The 16,791-nt window shown below is 59.9% G+C and carries 17 protein-coding genes; all 17 read right to left on the bottom strand.

Features of this window, described 5'->3' with window-relative positions:
- Positions 1 to 96 precede the first annotated feature (96 nt).
- Complete coding sequence (gene fliQ / locus PO860_RS01735; RefSeq protein ID WP_003570287.1) at positions 97 to 363, bottom strand: flagellar biosynthesis protein FliQ; 267 nt, start codon at positions 361 to 363, stop codon at positions 97 to 99.
- A gap of 89 nt (positions 364 to 452) precedes the next feature.
- Complete coding sequence (flgD, locus tag PO860_RS01730; RefSeq protein WP_272782954.1) at positions 453 to 899, bottom strand: flagellar hook assembly protein FlgD; 447 nt, start codon at positions 897 to 899, stop codon at positions 453 to 455.
- Positions 890 to 1,339 (bottom strand): flagellar biosynthesis repressor FlbT, encoded by a 450-nt coding sequence (gene flbT / locus PO860_RS01725; RefSeq protein ID WP_003570292.1) that lies wholly within the window; start codon positions 1,337 to 1,339, stop codon positions 890 to 892. The genes flgD and flbT overlap by 10 nt, the downstream gene beginning before the upstream one ends.
- Positions 1,336 to 1,683 carry a flagellar biosynthesis regulator FlaF gene (gene flaF, locus PO860_RS01720; protein ID WP_183605710.1) on the bottom strand — a complete coding sequence of 116 codons (348 nt, stop codon included), beginning with the start codon at positions 1,681 to 1,683 and terminating at the stop codon, positions 1,336 to 1,338. Before flaF ends, flbT begins: the two co-directional genes overlap by 4 nt.
- 31 nt (positions 1,684 to 1,714) lie before the next feature.
- Positions 1,715 to 2,761, bottom strand: coding sequence for a flagellar hook-associated family protein (locus PO860_RS01715; RefSeq protein WP_183605709.1), 1,047 nt, complete (start codon positions 2,759 to 2,761; stop codon positions 1,715 to 1,717).
- A gap of 3 nt (positions 2,762 to 2,764) precedes the next feature.
- Complete coding sequence (gene flgK / locus PO860_RS01710) at positions 2,765 to 4,252, bottom strand: flagellar hook-associated protein FlgK (RefSeq protein WP_272782953.1); 1,488 nt, start codon at positions 4,250 to 4,252, stop codon at positions 2,765 to 2,767.
- A 19-nt stretch (positions 4,253 to 4,271) separates the two neighbouring features.
- A complete protein-coding gene (locus tag PO860_RS01705) occupies positions 4,272 to 5,573 on the bottom strand; it encodes a flagellar hook protein FlgE (RefSeq protein WP_272782952.1) in 1,302 nt (433 codons plus the stop codon).
- Between the two features lie 125 nt (positions 5,574 to 5,698).
- Positions 5,699 to 6,370: a transcriptional activator Rem gene (gene rem / locus PO860_RS01700; RefSeq protein ID WP_003584277.1), complete on the bottom strand. Its 672-nt coding sequence runs from the start codon at positions 6,368 to 6,370 to the stop codon at positions 5,699 to 5,701.
- A 280-nt stretch (positions 6,371 to 6,650) separates the two neighbouring features.
- Positions 6,651 to 7,208: a lytic transglycosylase domain-containing protein gene (locus tag PO860_RS01695; protein ID WP_273883755.1), complete on the bottom strand. Its 558-nt coding sequence runs from the start codon at positions 7,206 to 7,208 to the stop codon at positions 6,651 to 6,653.
- Entirely contained in the window at positions 7,156 to 8,589 is a 1,434-nt protein-coding gene (fliK, locus tag PO860_RS01690; protein WP_273880045.1) for a flagellar hook-length control protein FliK, read from the bottom strand. The genes PO860_RS01695 and fliK overlap by 53 nt, the downstream gene beginning before the upstream one ends.
- A complete protein-coding gene (gene motC, locus PO860_RS01685) occupies positions 8,586 to 9,881 on the bottom strand; it encodes a chemotaxis protein MotC (protein WP_183605705.1) in 1,296 nt (431 codons plus the stop codon). The genes fliK and motC overlap by 4 nt, the downstream gene beginning before the upstream one ends.
- A 4-nt stretch (positions 9,882 to 9,885) precedes the next feature.
- The gene (locus tag PO860_RS01680) at positions 9,886 to 11,238 is read right to left on the bottom strand and encodes a MotB family protein (protein ID WP_275033999.1); all 1,353 of its coding nucleotides are present in this window, start codon (positions 11,236 to 11,238) and stop codon (positions 9,886 to 9,888) included.
- Complete coding sequence (locus tag PO860_RS01675) at positions 11,235 to 11,864, bottom strand: hypothetical protein (protein ID WP_183605703.1); 630 nt, start codon at positions 11,862 to 11,864, stop codon at positions 11,235 to 11,237. The genes PO860_RS01680 and PO860_RS01675 overlap by 4 nt, the downstream gene beginning before the upstream one ends.
- 197 nt (positions 11,865 to 12,061) lie before the next feature.
- Positions 12,062 to 13,024 carry a flagellin N-terminal helical domain-containing protein gene (locus PO860_RS01670; protein ID WP_183605702.1) on the bottom strand — a complete coding sequence of 321 codons (963 nt, stop codon included), beginning with the start codon at positions 13,022 to 13,024 and terminating at the stop codon, positions 12,062 to 12,064.
- A gap of 299 nt (positions 13,025 to 13,323) precedes the next feature.
- Positions 13,324 to 14,235 (bottom strand): flagellin N-terminal helical domain-containing protein, encoded by a 912-nt coding sequence (locus tag PO860_RS01665; RefSeq protein ID WP_183605701.1) that lies wholly within the window; start codon positions 14,233 to 14,235, stop codon positions 13,324 to 13,326.
- 247 nt (positions 14,236 to 14,482) lie between these two features.
- On the bottom strand, positions 14,483 to 15,391 hold the full coding sequence (locus PO860_RS01660; protein ID WP_183605700.1) for a flagellin N-terminal helical domain-containing protein: 909 nt from the start codon (positions 15,389 to 15,391) through the stop codon (positions 14,483 to 14,485).
- A 281-nt stretch (positions 15,392 to 15,672) separates the two neighbouring features.
- The gene (locus tag PO860_RS01655) at positions 15,673 to 16,578 is read right to left on the bottom strand and encodes a flagellin N-terminal helical domain-containing protein (protein ID WP_183605699.1); all 906 of its coding nucleotides are present in this window, start codon (positions 16,576 to 16,578) and stop codon (positions 15,673 to 15,675) included.
- Between the last annotated feature and the right edge of the window lie 213 nt (positions 16,579 to 16,791).

The following is a 16,791-nucleotide window of genomic DNA, read 5'->3' as shown; positions in this document are numbered from 1 at the left end:
GGTTCAGCTTTTTCGCGGAAGCGTAGAACCGCTCTAATCTATTGTTTTTACGCAATTCCGGACGGAAAACCGTTTCGCACTTTTCCTGGAATTGCTCTAGAAGCCGGACTGGATGCGCGAGAAGACCAGATTGGTGAAAATCGAGATCTGCGAGCCGACGAAGGGCGCGGTAACGCCGACCACGACCAGCACGGCGACGATCTTCGGCACGAAGGTCAGTGTCGCTTCCTGCACCTGGGTCAAAGCCTGGATCAAGGCGATGACGAGACCCACCACCATCGCGGCAAGGACGGCGGGACCGGAGGCAATCAGCACGGTCCAGATCGCCGCCTGGAACAGATCCAATGCATCAGCTTCATTCATCGAAAGGCAACCTCATATCGCCTCGAAGCAGCCCCGCCGTGGCCGGGCCGCTGTTAATTGGTATCACCCGACGCGTCGGCGCCGCGGTATCAGGTATCGCTGCTGTCGCTGGTCGTCGTCGTGGTCGGCGCCTGGTTGGCAACAGTGATTCCCGCCTGCACGAGTATCTTACCGCCATCCTTGGTCGTCGCAATGATGCCGTCGGAATAAACTTTGACGGAATCGACGATGCCTTTGACGCTGCCGTCGGCGCTTTCCATGTATTTGCCGACATAGCTGCCGGCCTGGGTGAGGCTGGAGCTTGCCAGAAGCGTGTCCAGCTTGGTGTTGGTCTGGATCGTCTGCTCGACCTGCGAGAAGGTTGCAAGCTGTGCGACCTGTTCGCTGGCATCCATCGGATCGGTCGGATCCTGGTTCTTCATCTGCGCGATCAGCAGTTGAAGGAAATTGTCGTAGTTGAGCGTCGCCTTCTGGGAAGAACTCGACGTGCTCGTCGAGGTCGACTTGCTCACGCTTGATGTTGCATCTACCGCCATGGTGCAATCTCCCTGCGAATCTGCTCGACCATCGTCGGCGGCATTTCGTGGTTGTTGAGGATATTGTCTTCGATCGCGTAGAGGCCGCGGATCGCCTTCAGCGCGTCGAAAGCGCGGCCGGTCGAGACGAGCGCATCGATGCGCTTCAGTTCGGCGAGGATTTCCTCGTTCTTGAAGCATGTGAGCAGCATGGTGATCGACTTGCGGAACATCGCCGTCGAATGGTCTTTGCCCTCGGGATTGATCAGGATCATCTGCGCGATGAAATAGAGCTGGCGCAGCGGCGTCGTGGCGCCTTCCGGCTGGAGGACGTGGTTTTCGAGAAGGAACGTCACATCATTCAGGAATTCCAGCGCGACCTTGCGGTCGACGCGCAGGACGGCGCCGTTGATGAAGATTCTTTCTCCGGCTTTCAGAGAAATGCGAAGTGTACTTTTCATTTAAGTCCATCCCTGATGATGGTGGTAACGTCGATGATGCCCTGGTAGTTATTAGACAGACGTTTTCGTATCCTGTCGCATTCCTTCAATATCCAGATCGCAATCGAGATGAGGTTGGCCCTCAGCTCGATCTCCAGCTGGTTGTCGGGATGTTTCAGATCCTCGATGAAGCTGATCCACACCCGGCGGGTATAAAACAGGGCTTCGATCGCTTCCCGGCCGTATTTTTCCTTTTCGCGCGCCAACGACAGCAGCTCTATGGACCGGTCAAGGACCTGCCATTCCCGCTCTTTCGCGTCGGCCACCGAGTCCTGCATGACTTCGGCATATGAGAACTGATACATTCATGCATCCTTCTTTGCGCGCCTTTGATCATCAAAGGTAGTTTACGAGACTCAACTGCTGGATCTTCGAAACGATCGTGTAAGCTGTTTCAAGCTGCGTTTCCAAAGTCTTGACGAGGGTCGACGCTTCGTAGGGATCGACGCCCTGGAGATCGACGAGCTTGTTCTTGATGATATTAGACTGGGCGTCGAGGGCGTCGTTGGACTTCTTGACGCGCTCCTGGGAAAGGCCGAGCTGGCTTGCCTGCGTCACGAGGCCGCTGGTCGCCTTCGTCGTGTAGCTGATCGCCTGCTTGGACACCGTGCTCATCGCATCGCTGCTGAGGCCCTGGCCGAGCAGCGCCGAGGTCATGACCGAGGCAAGCGCGAAGTAACGCATGCCTTCGGAATTGGCGTTGGTCGAGGATTCGATCACTTCCGAGTTGCTGATGCGGCTCGTCATGTTCTGGCTCGATGCCTGCGACCAGCCGGTCGTCGCATCGGTCCAGGCCGTCTCGCTGAACATCGGCTCGACGGTCGAGGTTATGAAGGTCTCCATTTCAGCGCCGGTCAAATCGCTGACCGGCTTGCCGAGGCCGGTCGCATAGGTGTTCAGCGCCGTGACGATGTCCGCGCTCGCGGCGGCCGTCTTGTCGGTCACCGGCTGTACATCGGTATTGATGCCGGAGAACAGATATTCGCCGTTCACCATGGTATTGGCCGTGTCCATCATGGTGGAGAGCGCGCTGGTCGCCGACTGGATGGCGACGGTAATGCTGCCGGGATCGTGGCTGCCCTGGAGCGCCGTCAGCTTCGAAACGAGGCCGTCGCCGACGTCCTTCATCTTGGAAAGACCGAGCTGCGAGGATTCCATGCGCGCGGTGACCAGCGAATTGCTCGATTTGATCGAATCGATCCTGTCGACCTCGCGGCTGAAATCCACGCTTCTCGCGGCATTGCCGCCGAGCGAGACACCGATATCCGCATAGACTCCCGTCGTTGCTTCCATCGTCGCCTTCGTCATCTGGTTCTGCCCCTGACGAATCGTCAAGCGCATCGCATTCTGAATGGCCGAACTTGAAATAAATGAGCTCTTCATGGCTTAACTCGCAATATCCAGCAGTGACTTCAACATTTCGTCAACGGCGTTCAGGATTTTGGTCGCAGCCTTGTAGGACTGCTCGATGTCGAGGAGCAGCGTCAGTTCCTCGTCGAGGTTGACGCCGGTCTCGTTGGAATAGGCTTCGTCGGAGCGTGACAGCGCCGCCGAGGTGTTCTCGGCCGCCGTCGTGGCGTTGCTGCGGTACTGCTCGAGCCAGCCGAGGGAATTCGTGGCATATTCCATGATGCTGACGTTCGAATCGATGCCCGTCGCGGCGTCGAAACCGACCGTCGTTCCCGCTGCCGGGTCGAAATCCATGTCGGACCCCAAGGCATTATAGAGACGATCGAGGTCCGTCGTATAGCCGCTGAGGTGGGTAGGATTGTTGACTACGCCGTCGGCGTTGACGCCGCCATCGCGCAGGCGCATCGGGTCGCCGCCCTGCGAGGTGATGACGGTGCTGCTGACGGTGATGGTAGACGCCATGCCGGCAACCGCGCTGCTGCCGGCCTCGACCGTGCCGCCGCTCCAGGTGAAGAGACCGGGCACATAGGCCGGGGTGCCCGAAATGCTCTGCTCCTTGAAGAGCGAAACCAGGCCGCGGGCGATTTCATCGAGCTGCTTCTGGAAGTTGGGAGCGATCTCGTCACGGACCTGCAGGAGTGACTGAAGGCTCCCCTGCCCCGTCGCCGTCGATCCGCTGCCACGCGGAAGCGCGACACCGTCGATATAGACCGAATTGCCGGTGATGGTGGCGTTATAGGCATCCTTCGCCTGGAACGTCACCGTACGCGGGATCGTCTCGAAGAGAATCGTCCCGTCAGAGGTGCTCAGCACCATGTCGTTGTTGTCGCGCGTCGTCGCGTTGACGCCGACGATCTGCGAAATCTGCTTGAGGGCCTTCTCGCGCTCGTCAAGAGCGCCGGATGCATCCGCACCCGAGGCCGTGGCGGTCTTCACCGCATTGTTGGCCTTCTCGAACTGGCTCAGCAGCGTATTCAGCGTATCGACATCGGTGGCGATCTGCTTGTCGGCGTTGGCGCGAACGTCCTGAACGGATTGCGAGGAATTGTTCAGCGAGTTGGCGACGTCCTGGGCGGCGGTGATGGCGCCCTGGGCGGCGACGGTGCTGCCCGGCGTCGTGCGGAAGGCCTGAAGCTTCTGCTGGAAAACACCGAGATAGGTGGATGGCGACGTTTCGTAGTCGTTGCCACCGACGATCGACTTGAGGTCCTCGAGACCGCTGAGCAGGGTCTGCTGGGCGCTGTCCTGAGAGGACGACTTCAGATATTGGCGCAGCAGGGCATCTTCCTGCGCCCGGTCGATCTTGACGACTTGTGCGCCGTTCAGTGACGTGGTGAGCATTGCCTGCCGGCGCACGTAATCTTTGTTGCCGGCATTCGAAATATTGTTCGATACGACACTGCTCTGGGTGCCGGTATTGTTGAATATTCCCTGCGCGGTATTCAGTGCTGACGTGAGCGACATGGCTTACCCGTTACCCTGCTTATCTCTTGAGGTTGACGAGGACGTCCATGATGTCGGACCCCGTCTGGAACACCTTGGAATTGGCGGTATAGCTGCGCTGCGCCTCGATCATTTCGGTCAGTTCACCGGCAAGGTCGACGTTCGAACCTTCGAGAGCGCCTGCCTTGATCGTGCCGAGGCCGTTGGTCTGCGGGAAGCCGGTGACAGTGACGCCCGACTGGCCGTTGGCGCTATAGACGTTGCCGCTCAACAGCGTCAGCTTGTCAGGGCTCGCGACATTGGCGAGCGGAATGCGATAGAGCGGCTTGGTGCTGCCGTCTTCAAACTTGGCGAAGACGATGCCGTCGCCGTCGATCGTGACGTCCTTGACCGGCGTCGCCGCCTGGCCGTTCGGCGTACCGGTGCCGGAGAAGTCGGCGCCGAGCTGCGTCAAGCCGGAGAAATCCATGACGATCGCCTGGCCGGTTACCCCATCGTTGATCGTAACGGCGCCGCTTGAGGTCATCTTGCCGTTCGCGTCGAAGGTGAGCGATCCGGTGCCGACCGCGCCACCTGGGCTGTAGGGGAAAGAAGTGGTGCCGCCAATCGCCGCATTGGCGTTGCGGAACATCGCCACTTCCCAGGTTGCCGCAGTCGCGGGAGGTGCCGGCGGCGGCGCCGCCGCGACCGAGGTCTTCGTGAAATAGAAGTCGTACATCACCTTATTACCGAGACGGTCGAAGGCAACCATCGAAACCTTCTTGGTGTCGGTCGTCGTCGTGGCGAGGTTGGCACTGGGAGCCGTCGCAGGAGCGACCGGGATCTTGGAGTTGGAATCGAGATTGCCCTTGAAGACGCCCGACGTCGAGGCAATGGCGGTCAGCCCATCCTGGTTGACGTTGACCGGAACAAGGCCGTCGAAGCCGTTGACGACAACCGCGGGAGAGCCGGAGTCGAAGGAGTAACCCATCAGCTGGAAGCCGGCGGCATTGACGAGATTGCCTTCATCGTCCTTTTGGAAGTCGCCGGCGCGGGTCAGAACCGGCGTGCCGTCCGCACCCTGGACGATGAAGAAGCCGTCGCCCGAAATCGCAAGGTCGGTGGTCGAGGTGGTGAAGGAAATATCGCCCTGGTCGGAGACGGCCTGGCGGACGGAGGTCTGAACGCCGCCGGAATTGTAATTGCCGCCTGAGGAGGGCAGAACCAGCGACGAGAAGCTCGTCGACACAGCCTTGTAACCGGTCGTGTTAACGTTGGCGATGTTATCGGAGACGGTGCTGAGGCGGTTCGCCTGCGCATTCATTCCCGATACTGCCGTCTTCATGCTGCCGAAAATGCTCATCTGAAAACCTCTTTTTACCTGTTAAGCTCGAGAGTATTTGTCGGGCCTTGCGTGAAGCTGTCTGCCATGCAGGCTGCGAGGCCAATATCGAGGTTCAGCCGGGCGCCGCCGCCCGGCCAAAAAAATCAGGCCCAATCAATGCAGTAACCAAGGAAGCGCTTGGAATCGACCGGATCGACACCGAGCTTCTTGCGCAGCTTCTTGCGCAGCTTCGAGATGTGGCTTTCAACGACGTTCTCCTCGACCTCTTCATCGAAGATGCCGTAGATGGCGTTGAAGATCTGGGTCTTGGTGACCCGGCGACCGCGATTGGCGATCAAATATTCGAGGATGCGGCGCTCGCGCCTGGGAAGCGCGAAGACTTCACCGTTGATCTCGGGGTCGCGGCCATCCGAGAAGACGCGGATCCCGCCGATCTCGGTGTAATTGGCGATCGCCTTCAGCCGGCGCCGGATCGCAGCCGCCCTTGCGAGGATTTCGCGGGGATGCACCGGTTTGCGCACCACATCGTCGACGCCGCAATCGAACAGCGCAAGGGTGTTTTCGAGCGAGTGCTGGTCGCTGACCGCAATCACCGGCGCCATCGAGCGATCCCGGATCGCCCGGGGCAGTTCGTAGTTGCGCTGGCCCTGACCGATCAGGAACGCCTCGACTGCCGCAATATCGGAATCGGCGGCGGTTTGCACCCACTCGCCGAATTCGGTTGGATCAAAGCCGGTGGAGGGAATGCCCTCACGGCCGAACAGAGATGTATATCCATCTTTCACGAGCTCACGCTCATCAACCACGACGATCATTCGTCCGCCTCCGAATCAGTGTGGCACTTCAATGATCTATGGGTACGAATCGTGCGAATCGGCGACAACTCGTTAAAGTTAATGGCAGAAACTAATAATTGATTAAGATCCGGGTGGCGATTTGATCTATATCTAGTAGGCGCGGCTGTTTATGCACACAAAAAATTCGTGGAAAAGTTAACGGTCCCTTAATTATGACTTGCGCGGGGGATTCATGCCGGATTCCTGCCATATTGTGACACAGTTTCGTCACAATATGCATATTCTATCTTTGATTGAATCAATTTTGGCAAAAGTTACTCGCATTGGGAGTCCACCTGCCGTAGCCCGTGGCGACCAGATTGGCGATAACGCGGCAGACATATTGCTTCTGCGCGGGGTCGTTGTTAGGCCCTGCATGGTATCTGGCTACCGCCATCGTCCATGTCTCGTGACGGTCGTGCAGGTTGCGGAGGAATTTTGCCGCATACTCCACATTGCGATGCGGGTCGAACATGTCCTCGGCCGAGGCGAAATTTTCGCCATGATAATAGTGGTTGATCTGCATGCAGCCGATGTCGATGAGCTTGGCGCCGCTGCTGCGGGCGACATCGAACTGCCTCATCGCGTCCTGCTCGGAGGGCGGGAAGATCGCCTTGCCTTCGACGTTCATGGCATAGGGATAGAGCGAACCCTTGCGGCCGGTCTCCGTCAGACCGACCGAATAGAGGATGCCGACCGGGATGCCGTATTTGGCAGCTGCCGACTGGATTTCGCGTTCGCAGGCCCCGGTAGAGGCCATAGCCTCAGAGGTAAACGCCGCCAGTGCCGCCGCTGCGGCCAGCAGAAACGTCTTCAATACCGGTCTCGCCTGCGCCATTGAAGCCTCCACCCGTCCGCTGTGCCGTCTGATTGTGGCGCTCACGCGCCTCGCCGCCCTGGCCCTGCTGGGGGAGCGACTGCTGCTGGGAGGCCTGGCCCTGGCTGCCTGCCTGGTTGCCGGAGTCGGTACGCGCGACCGGCGCCATGCTGATGGTGACGTTGTCGACGGCGTAGCCCTGGCTGCGCAGAGCTTCGAGGATCTTGCCGTGATCTTCCTTCATCTGACGATAGGCCGTCCCGGTTTCGACCTTGAGGTCGACGTTCAGGGCGTCGCCGGACAGGCGCATGGTCGCCGTCACCAGGCCGAGATCGAGCGGGTTCATCTGGATCTTCAGCGTATTGACCACCTTGCCGGTGCTCGTCCATTCCGCCGCGTTTGATAGTGCCGAGCTCGGCTGCATGGCGGCTGCCCATTCGGAATCGCCCGAGAGAGCGGCGGTGACGGCAGCGGAGTTCGAATTCTGCATCAGGCCGATATAGCGGCGCGATTCGAGGACCGAGACGTTTTCGACATCGGTCTTCTTCGCGCCATCCTTTGGCCCTGCTTGGTCGGTGCCGAGGTGCACATCCATCGACACGCCGCGGCCATCGGCGCGGCTGATCCTGAACGTCCTGCCGTCGGCGGCTTCGGCATTCTCCGATCCGGGAACATCCGTCTTACCGCTTTCGACGTTGCCGCTGACGGCTGCCAGGGCGTCGGACGCGTGACCGCCTGCCTTGGCTTCGATACCGTCGATCTGCGTGTCGGCGGGCTTGACGTCATCGGCTTTGGTGGATGCATGATGCGCGCCGACCGCCGGCAGAGCCACCGCACCGTCGGCAGATTCCTGCTTCAGCAGGCCGAGGACATCGGAAATGCTGCCGTCATCTTCCTCGCCGTCCTTGTCCGTATCGGTTTTCAGCGCGTCAGCCTTGGCGTGCTTGCCGCCTTTGGCCGCCTGAACGATTTCGTCGGCCGAGCGGTCCTTGGCGTCGAGCTTGCCGAAGGCGAGATCCGTCGGCATTTTAACCTCGGCCTTTGCAGGCTTTGCCGCGGGTTTTTCGACATTGGCGATCTCAGGCTGCACGTCCGCCTGCGCCTTCAGCGCGGCGTCGCCGAGATCGATCAACGGCTTTGCGCCGCTGCGGCCGCGGATCGTCCGGGCCACTTTCTCGGCGCGGCCATCGGCTACGAGGCCCTGATCCGGTTGCGCATCGTCGGACTCGTCACCGACGGCATTGCCGCTTGCTTTGGCAAGCAGGTCGGAGAAGCCGTTTTTTTGGCCGGCGGCATGGTCTTTCCCGGCGGGCCGCGCGGATTTCGCAACGGCGGCGGACTCCGCACCCGCGGCTCCGCCCGAGACGCTCATATCCATCATTGTTCGTTGCCTTCCTGCGCCAGAAGACCGTCGATCTCGTCGAGCTTGGACCGATTGGTCGTCACAAATGCGTTGAATGAGGGGTCGGTACCCTGGCTCTGGCCAGTCGATGCCACACCTCCCGGAACAGGCTCCGGAAGCACGCCTGGCGCTCCCGGTTGCGGAGCTATAGCCGCAGCCTTTTCAGAAGTGATTTCTTGATGGTCAGTGTTAGGGTTCGAGGCTTGCGTCAGGCTTGCCGGATCGGGAGCGCGCAGGATCTGGTCGGCAACCGATCGCGCCGCTTCCTGCAGTGCCTGATCGCGCGGCGATAGCGCGTCGCCGGCGATCCCGCTGACATTCTTCGCCGCCCGGTCGATATCCTCGGTGGGGAGGCCGGCCATGCCGCCATAGAAATCCGCCAGCGGACCGAAGGCATTGTCGGTGCCGGCTCCAAGCGACTGCACACGCTCGACCGCCATGTGCGCCAACTCCGGCTTGCCTGATATCGCAGCGGCCCGGGCGATGCGCAGATAGACCTCGCGCTGGCGCGGTGCGTCCATGAAGGAGAGGATGTCGATGACATCCTGCGGTTTCACGTCGTGATCGTGGCCAACGACGAGCGTGACGAAAAGGTCGGCAAACTGGCTGGCATAGGGCGAATGCAGAAAGCGCCTGATATAACGCTGCGAATAGGCCATCCCCCTGTCGAGCATGCCCTTGTCGACGCAGATGGCGACGGAGCGGCGCAACGCCGCTTCCTCGACGATCGTACCGGGTGCGGCGAGGCGCGCCTGGTCGTAGAGATCCAGCGCCTCTGTCGGCTTCGTCGCGATCAGCACGTTGCCGCCGATCAACGCAAGGTAAGGGCCGATCTTCTTGTCGCGGTATTCCCTGGCCGTCTCCTCCAGCGTCTTGGCGACGAGCAGCCCCTTGCCGCTCAGATATTTTCTGAGCACATCGGTGACGCGGTTATCGAAATAGCCGTTGACGTCGTGGGCGATCAGATATTCGAGCGTCTGTGGATTGCCGCCGCTCATCGTGTAGATCAGCGCTGCGTCGACATTGCGGTCGTCATCGAAGACCGACGTGTCGACGGTGCGCAGCCGCTCGTCGATCGTGCCCAGCATGAAGCGCTGCATCTCACCGGCCGAATGATCGCCGGCGACAACGGAATCCTGCACGAATTGCAGCGATCGCAGCATCTTGTACGGCGCAAGATCGTCCGGATCCTGCGCCTTGCCTGCGGCCGGCGAAAGCATCGCCAGGCCGAGAGCCACAAATCCGATATAGCGATGCTGCCGACGCGCCATCCGACTATCCCTCATCCGCCTGCACCAGAATCTCGATCCGGCGGTTGGTCGCGTTGAACGGGTCGTCCGGCAATTTCAGCCGACGGTCGGCAAAGCCGGAGACCTGGGAGATGCGCTTCTCGTCGAGCCCGCCGCGCACCAGCATGTAGTAGGCGCTCTGGGCTCGGTCCATCGAAAGCCGCCAATTCTCGTTCTGCGCGCCCTTATATTGGCGCCCGTCGGTGTGGCCGCGGATGGCGACCGCGCCACCCCTCTCCTTCAGGATCGCACCGATCTTTTGCATCGCGAGCACCATCTCCTGGCGCGGAACCGCGGAACCGACATTGAACATCGAATCGTCGCTCTGATCGGAGATGCTGACCAGCAATCCGCCTTCGGATGCCGTCACGGTCAGACCTTCGGCAAGCTTGCCGGCAACGCCGCCGATCTGCTGGGCGATCTCAGCCTGCAGCTGCTCGGCGTCCTTCTGCTGCCGCTCGGTCTCATCAGCGCTCCTGTCCGCATCCTTCTGATGCTCGGCGTCCTTTTGCGCCTCGGCCTTCTCGTCCTCAGCCTTCTTGCCGTCGGCCTTCTTATCCTCCGGCGCCTTGCCGTCCTTGGCCCCGACCGCGCCCTTGGTTTCCTTGGTTTCCTTGGTTTCCTTAGTTTCCGAGGTGGCCTTCTGGTCGGTGGTCAGCGGTATCGGCTTCATATCCTCGACCTTGGCGATCTCGGTTGTGCCGTTCTCAGCCGCCTGCTGGTCGCTCTTGCCCGGAGGCGCGGACTTGCCGGCTGTCGTGACCTCGACCTGCTTCGTCCAGAAATCCGGATCGAAGGGATCACGATAGGCCTCGCCGCCATCGGCGCCGGTGGCCGGGCCGGAATCGGCGGCGCCGCCGTCGCCCTTGGCGCTGACATTGGCCTGCTGGCCGACTTCCTGGGCGATCTCGGCGAGAACCGAGTAAGGATTTTCAAAGAAATCGGCCTCGGAATAATTGGTCTGGTCGCCTGATGTCGATGTCTGGTCGTCACCATCCGCCGAGGCCTTGCCGTCGTTCGGATTTTCTTCCTTCTGCTTCGACTTCTCCTGCTTCTCCTCGCCCTCGGCGTTGTCGACGGGCTTCTTCAGCCCCTTTTCGGTCGGCTTTTCGTCGGAGAGCTTGATCGGATTGAAATAGGTCGCGACCGAGGCCTTGGTCTCCTCGTTGGCGGCATTGACCAGCCACATGACCAGGAAGAACGCCATCATCGCCGTCATGAAGTCGGCATAGGCAATTTTCCACGCGCCGCCATGGGCGCCGTCGTGATCGCCGCCGCCATGCCTCTTGACGATGATGATCTCGTTCTTGCCGTGGTGATGGTTTTCGCCTTCGCTCATTCGAGAACTTTCTTCAAGCTGGTCGCCCAGGCGGACATACGGGTGACAATAACGGATTCACCGAATTCGACGGCGAGATCGATATCGTCGGTCTCAAAGTGGCGAACCGCCTCGGCATGCTCGCCGAGTCCGGCCTTCAATACCTCGAAGAGTCGGGCCGGTCCCTTGACAACGATCGGTCCGGCCGCACCTTCAAGGATCGCGTCGCGCAGCAGGACGGCGAGGTTTTCGGCAGCCCTGGCGGCGAGCGCTTCCGTCATGACCGGGGCGATTGCCACGGCGGCGGCGGCGCTGACCATCTGCGCGACCTCTTCGGCGATATCGCGGATGCGGGAGGCAATGATCGCCGCCGCCTCGACTTCGTAACGAAGCTTCAGTTCCTCGAGCTGGCGCGCATGGGTCTCAGCCAGCGTCCGCGCCTCCCGTTCGTATGTCTCGATCAAATCGGCCGTCGCTGCGGCATGACCCTGCGCATAGGCATCGCGGCGCTCCGCCTCGACGTCGATCGCCGGTTCGCTCGGTATTTCGGCGAAACCATCGCTGGCGAAATCATCCATGTCGATGATCGGCGCTGACGGTTCCGGTTCGCCGAAATCCTTCAAATACCGGGAAAGCGTAATGCTCATAAAAATCCATCCCATTCGGGAGGCGGCAGCATACTCGCTCCGCTCAAAATGACCTTGCGCGCCGGCATGTCCCTTCGAAGCGGGCAAGGGATTGACCTTGCGCCGGCACGGATTCGGACGATGCCCTCATGCCGGAAACTAGGAAGTCAAACTTGCGCGAGGATGAATGGGGCCGCCATCCGCGATCGCGCCCAGCTCTATTCAAGCAGGATCAGAATCTTGCTCGAAGCCGTGTTGAGGATCGAGATCGCTTCGACGGCCATCTGCTTCTGGGTTTCGATCGCCTTCTGCCGGATCGAAGCCTCGTCCATGTCGGTGTCGACGAGCGCGCCGACGCTCTTGTCGATCGAATCGGAGAGATCGGCGGTATAATCTATCTGATCGTCGATACGCGTCTTCATCACGCCGATGGAAGCGGCCGTCGTCGTCAGCGAGGAGAGCAGCGAGTCGGTCACATCGAGCATGTCGGTGAGTTGCGCATCGGTCGTGTTCTTGTCGATCGCAACCTCCGTACCCGTCGCCGGCGTGGTCGAGTTGGCGTTCAGCAGGTAATAATTGCGCGGCGTCGTCCCGCTGTTATTGATCGCGTTGGCATCGACCGCCTTGGTGAACAGACCGCCGCTCGCATCGTTCTTGTCGATGAGAATGGTCTGCGACGATGGGAAATCGATGCTCTGGGCCTGATACTCGCCGGTTGGGGCGCGCACGAAGCCCGAGATGACCGACCAGGTCGGCGGCGCGGCGGAATCGCCGTTCAACAGCCAGTTCTCACCTGCAAACGACGTCGATTCGACAACGGTCTGCAGCTGTTGCTTGTATTCGCTGATCTCAGCGTTGATCTTGTCCTTGTCGGTACCAGGCTCTTTTGCCGAAACTAGCTTGGCGCGGATCTGGCCGATGAGATCGATCGCCGAGGTCATCGACGTGTAGGTTGCATCGACCTTGGCAGCGCCGAGACCGAGCGCATCTCCGATCGTTCCGAGATTGGTGCTGTCCGAGCGCATGACGGTCGCAACCGACCAGTAGGACGCATCGTCGGCGGCCGTCTCGATACGAAATCCCGAGGAAACTTGCTGCTGGGTCTGACTGGCTTCTTTGTTGATGCTGCGCAGCACCGCAAGCGCATTCACCGCGGCCGCGCTGGTAATCTTAACGGTCATCGACAGGTCTCGGAATAAGGTGAAAGGGCAGGCCGGATTGCCGGCGGCGACTGAAGTGGCGTCATGCCTACGGCAGGGTTTCCGCCGGTGTGTCGCAAAAGCAAATCAACTCGAGGCAAAGGTAACTCGATATCAACCTATTCGGCAAGAGCGCAGCGGCGAGCGCGGACCGCCGACTGCAGTTCAAATTAACTCATTGATATAAAATAGAGAACCGCGCCGTTTCGGGCGCGGTTCGGGAGGTCTTCCGCTTGCGGCCGGGCGGTGGCGCAAGATTCGGTCCAGCTTCAGCGCCTGGCTTAGCTGCGGAACAGCGTGAGGATGTTCTGAGCGCTGGAGTTGGCGATCGACAGCGACTGTATGGCCAGTTGCTGCTGGGTTTGCAACGCCGTCAGCTTACTCGATTCCTCTTCCATGTCGGCATCGACGAGGCGGCCGACACCCGAGTCGATCGAATCACTGAGCGCTCCGACGAAGTTTTCCTGCAGGTCGATGCGGGTGGAAATCGAGCCGAGTTGCGATGCAGCCTTGGTCATCGCATTCAGGCCGGCCTCGATCGACGTCAGGGCCATGGAGATATCAGCCTGACCGAAGCTGCTGATGTCCATCGCGAAGATCGAACCGATCGTCCCGCTTGATGTGCCGATAATGCCGGAACTCGTCTCGATGGCGCCGGCCGCGTCCATGCCGAAGAGAACGTTGCCGGCGGAGCTCGTGTCCAGAAGGTAGTCCGTCGTCTTAACCGAGACGTTGCCGTTGCCGTCGCGGACGAAGGTGGAAACGACGCTCTTGGTCCCGTCAGCGCCGGCAACCCAGTTTTCACCGGAGAAGGAAGCCGACTGGGCGATGCTGAGCAGCTGCTGCTGCAGCTGGCCGATTTCCTCCTGGACCTTGGTCTTGTCGACACCGTTTTCGGTCGCGGCGACGATCTTCGCCTTGATTTCGCTGATGACGTCGATGGCGCTGGACATGGCGGAGTAAGCGGTGTCGACCTTGGCAGCGCCGAGGCCGAGAGCGTCGGAAACGGCGGAAAGCGCCTTGTTGTCCGAACGCATGGTCGTTGCGATCGACCAATAGGCGGCGTTGTCGGACGCCTTTTCAACACGGTAGCCCGACGATACGCGGTTCTGCGTATCCTCGAGGCCGTCATTGATTCCGCGGAGTGTCTGAAGGGCGGCCATCGCCGCGACGTTCGTCAAAATGCTGGTCATGAAATGATTGCCCCTTATTGGCAGGTGGAAAAAAGGGACATTCCGGAAAGCTACCGGGAACGGGGACCAGCCTCATGCCTGTTAACCGGTTCTTAAATTTGGTTAACCCGCCGTCTCGTTGAGCTGAGAAAACAGCATTATGGTTAATCGATCGTTAACAGACATTAAAAAAGCCGCGCTCCATCGAAGCGCGGCTCGATTTTTGGATGCCCGCCGGAGACCGGCGGGCGATGTTTCCGTGGATTTATTAGCCGCGGAACAGCGTGAGGATGGTCTGCGAAGAGGAGTTCGCGATCGACAGCGACTGGACAGCCAGCTGCTGCTGGGTCTGCAGGGCGCTGAGCTTGGAGGATTCCTCTTCCATGTCGGCGTCGACGAGACGGCCGACACCGGAGTCGATCGAGTCGCTGAGTGCGGACACGAAGTTCTCCTGCAACTCGATGCGCTTGGAGACCGAGCCGAGAGCGGCGCCGGCGCTGGTCATGGACTTCAGAGCCGATTCAACGTTGGTCAGAGCCGTCTGGATGTCGCCGAGGGTGAAGTTGGTGATGTCCATTGCAAAGACAGAACCGGTCGCACCATTCGAAGTACCGAGGATACCCGTGGAGGTTTCAACTGCGCCGCCGCTCATGCCGAACAGAACGTTGCCCGCGGAGCCGTCGTCGAGAACGTAGTCGGTCATCACGACCGAAACGGCGTTGGAGCCGTCACGGACGAAGGAGGCAACGACGTTCTTGGTGCCGGCAGCGCCAGCAACCCAGTTTTCGCCGGAGAAGGAAGCCGACTGAGCGACGCTCAGGAGTTGCTGCTGCAGCTGGCTGATTTCTTCCTGGACCTTGGACTTGTCGACGCCGTTTTCAGTCGCGGCAACCAGCTTGGCCTTGATGTCACCGACGACGTCGATGGCGCTATCCATGGCGGAGTAAGCGGTGTCGACCTTGGCGGCGCCGAGACCGAGAGCGTCGGAAACGGCCGAGAGTGCCTTGTTGTCCGAACGCATGGTCGTTGCGATCGACCAGTAAGCAGCGTTGTCAGAAGCCTTGCCGACGCGATAGCCGGATGAAACGTGGGCCTGCGTTGTCTGGAGACCCTGGTTGATGCCACGCAGAGTCTGGAGGGCTGCCATTGCAGCGTTATTGGTGTTGATGCTCGTCATAGTTTTCTTGCCCCTTATCGGCAGATTTTAAGAAGGGACATTCCGGATTTCGTCCGGCCCACAGCGGTCAGCATCATGCCTGTTAACCATCTCTGTTAAGGTTAACTCGCCGTTTCGATGGGCCTAGAAAACAGCAAGATGGTTAAGGAAGGCTAAACTCGAATTGGAAATACCGTAAAAATATCTGACACTTAGAAGAATTTTCATTAACCTTATCTTAAAACATTTCGCGGCCGGGGATGACCCGGCCGCGAAACTTGAAAACCTGATGTCGCCCGCTCTTAGCGGAAGAGCGACAGGATGTTCTGCGAAGAGGAGTTCGCGATCGATAGCGACTGGATCGCCAGCTGTTGCTGGGTCTGCAGGGCACTGAGCCTGGACGATTCCTCTTCCATGTCGGCGTCGACGAGACGTCCCACACCGGAGTCGATCGAGTCGCTGAGTGCGTTGACGAAGTCGTCCTGGCTGTCGATACGCTTTGAGAGCGAGCCGAGAGCGGCGCCGGCGCTGGTCATGGACTTCAGAGCCGATTCAACGTTGGTCAGAGCTGTCGAGAGATCGCCCGAGGTGAAGTTGGTGATGTCCATCCCGAAGATCGAGCCGGTCGCGCCATTCGAAGTGCCGAGGATACCCGTCGAGGTTTCGACCGAACCGCCGCTCATGCCGAACAGAACGTTGCCCGCGGAACTGTCGTCGAGAACATAGTCGGTCGTGGTAACCGAAACGGCGTTGGAGCCGTCGCGAACGAAGGACGAAACGACGCTCTTGGTGCCGGCGGCGCCAGCAACCCAGTTTTCGCCGTTGAACGAAGCCGACTGAGCGATGCTCTTCAGCTGTTCCTGCAGCTGACCGATTTCTTCCTGAACCTTAGCCTTGTCGACGCCGCTTTCAGTCGCGGCAACCAGCTTGGCCTTGATGTCGCCGACGACGTCGATGGCGCTGTCCATGGCTGTGTATGCCGTGTCGACCTTGGCAGCGCCTACGCCGAGCGCGTCGGAGACAGCCGAGAGAGCCTTGTTGTCCGAACGCATAGTCGTCGCGATCGACCAGTAAGCAGCGTTGTCGGAAGCCTTTTCAACGCGGTAACCCGAAGAAACGTGGTTCTGCGTGCTGTTGAGGTTCTGGTTGACGCTACGCAGCGTCTGGAGAGCGGCCTGTGCGGAAGAATTCGTGTTAATGCTTGTCATAAATCTGTCCCCTGGAAACTAGATACAAAAAGGAGGACATACCGGACTATAGTACCGGCGATGACGGACCAGCTTCATGCTACTCGGCGCCTTTTTTTGTATGGCCCAAACCCGTCATGTCCAGGGCAATCTCGCAGCCAATGCTTGCCAACTTCTTAAAAATGGAGGCCCCGTGCCCGCTCCTTACATCCCATAGTTAATGCCGGCTGAATC

Origin of the sequence: Rhizobium binxianense (assembly GCF_028994275.1) — a bacterium.
GTDB lineage: Bacteria > Pseudomonadota > Alphaproteobacteria > Rhizobiales > Rhizobiaceae > Rhizobium > Rhizobium binxianense.
The sequence above is the reverse complement of the archived record's forward strand: the minus strand, read 5'-3'. Positions and strand labels throughout refer to the sequence as shown.

Excerpts from the sequence above, each read along its gene's own strand:
- fliQ (WP_003570287.1), bottom strand. The coding sequence starts at position 363 with ATGAATGAAGCTGATGCATTGGATCTGTTCCAGGCGGCGATCTGGACC.
- flgD (WP_272782954.1), bottom strand. The coding sequence starts at position 899 with ATGGCGGTAGATGCAACATCAAGCGTGAGCAAGTCGACCTCGACGAGC.
- flbT (WP_003570292.1), bottom strand. The coding sequence starts at position 1,339 with ATGAAAAGTACACTTCGCATTTCTCTGAAAGCCGGAGAAAGAATCTTC.
- flaF (WP_183605710.1), bottom strand. The coding sequence starts at position 1,683 with ATGTATCAGTTCTCATATGCCGAAGTCATGCAGGACTCGGTGGCCGAC.
- PO860_RS01715 (WP_183605709.1), bottom strand. The coding sequence starts at position 2,761 with ATGAAGAGCTCATTTATTTCAAGTTCGGCCATTCAGAATGCGATGCGC.
- flgK (WP_272782953.1), bottom strand. The coding sequence starts at position 4,252 with ATGTCGCTCACGTCAGCACTGAATACCGCGCAGGGAATATTCAACAAT.
- PO860_RS01705 (WP_272782952.1), bottom strand. The coding sequence starts at position 5,573 with ATGAGCATTTTCGGCAGCATGAAGACGGCAGTATCGGGAATGAATGCG.
- rem (WP_003584277.1), bottom strand. The coding sequence starts at position 6,370 with ATGATCGTCGTGGTTGATGAGCGTGAGCTCGTGAAAGATGGATATACA.
- fliK (WP_273880045.1), bottom strand. The coding sequence starts at position 8,589 with ATGATGGATATGAGCGTCTCGGGCGGAGCCGCGGGTGCGGAGTCCGCC.
- motC (WP_183605705.1), bottom strand. The coding sequence starts at position 9,881 with ATGGCGCGTCGGCAGCATCGCTATATCGGATTTGTGGCTCTCGGCCTG.
- PO860_RS01680 (WP_275033999.1), bottom strand. The coding sequence starts at position 11,238 with ATGAGCGAAGGCGAAAACCATCACCACGGCAAGAACGAGATCATCATC.
- PO860_RS01675 (WP_183605703.1), bottom strand. The coding sequence starts at position 11,864 with ATGAGCATTACGCTTTCCCGGTATTTGAAGGATTTCGGCGAACCGGAA.
- PO860_RS01670 (WP_183605702.1), bottom strand. The coding sequence starts at position 13,024 with ATGACCGTTAAGATTACCAGCGCGGCCGCGGTGAATGCGCTTGCGGTG.
- PO860_RS01665 (WP_183605701.1), bottom strand. The coding sequence starts at position 14,235 with ATGACCAGCATTTTGACGAACGTCGCGGCGATGGCCGCCCTTCAGACA.
- PO860_RS01660 (WP_183605700.1), bottom strand. The coding sequence starts at position 15,391 with ATGACGAGCATCAACACCAATAACGCTGCAATGGCAGCCCTCCAGACT.
- PO860_RS01655 (WP_183605699.1), bottom strand. The coding sequence starts at position 16,578 with ATGACAAGCATTAACACGAATTCTTCCGCACAGGCCGCTCTCCAGACG.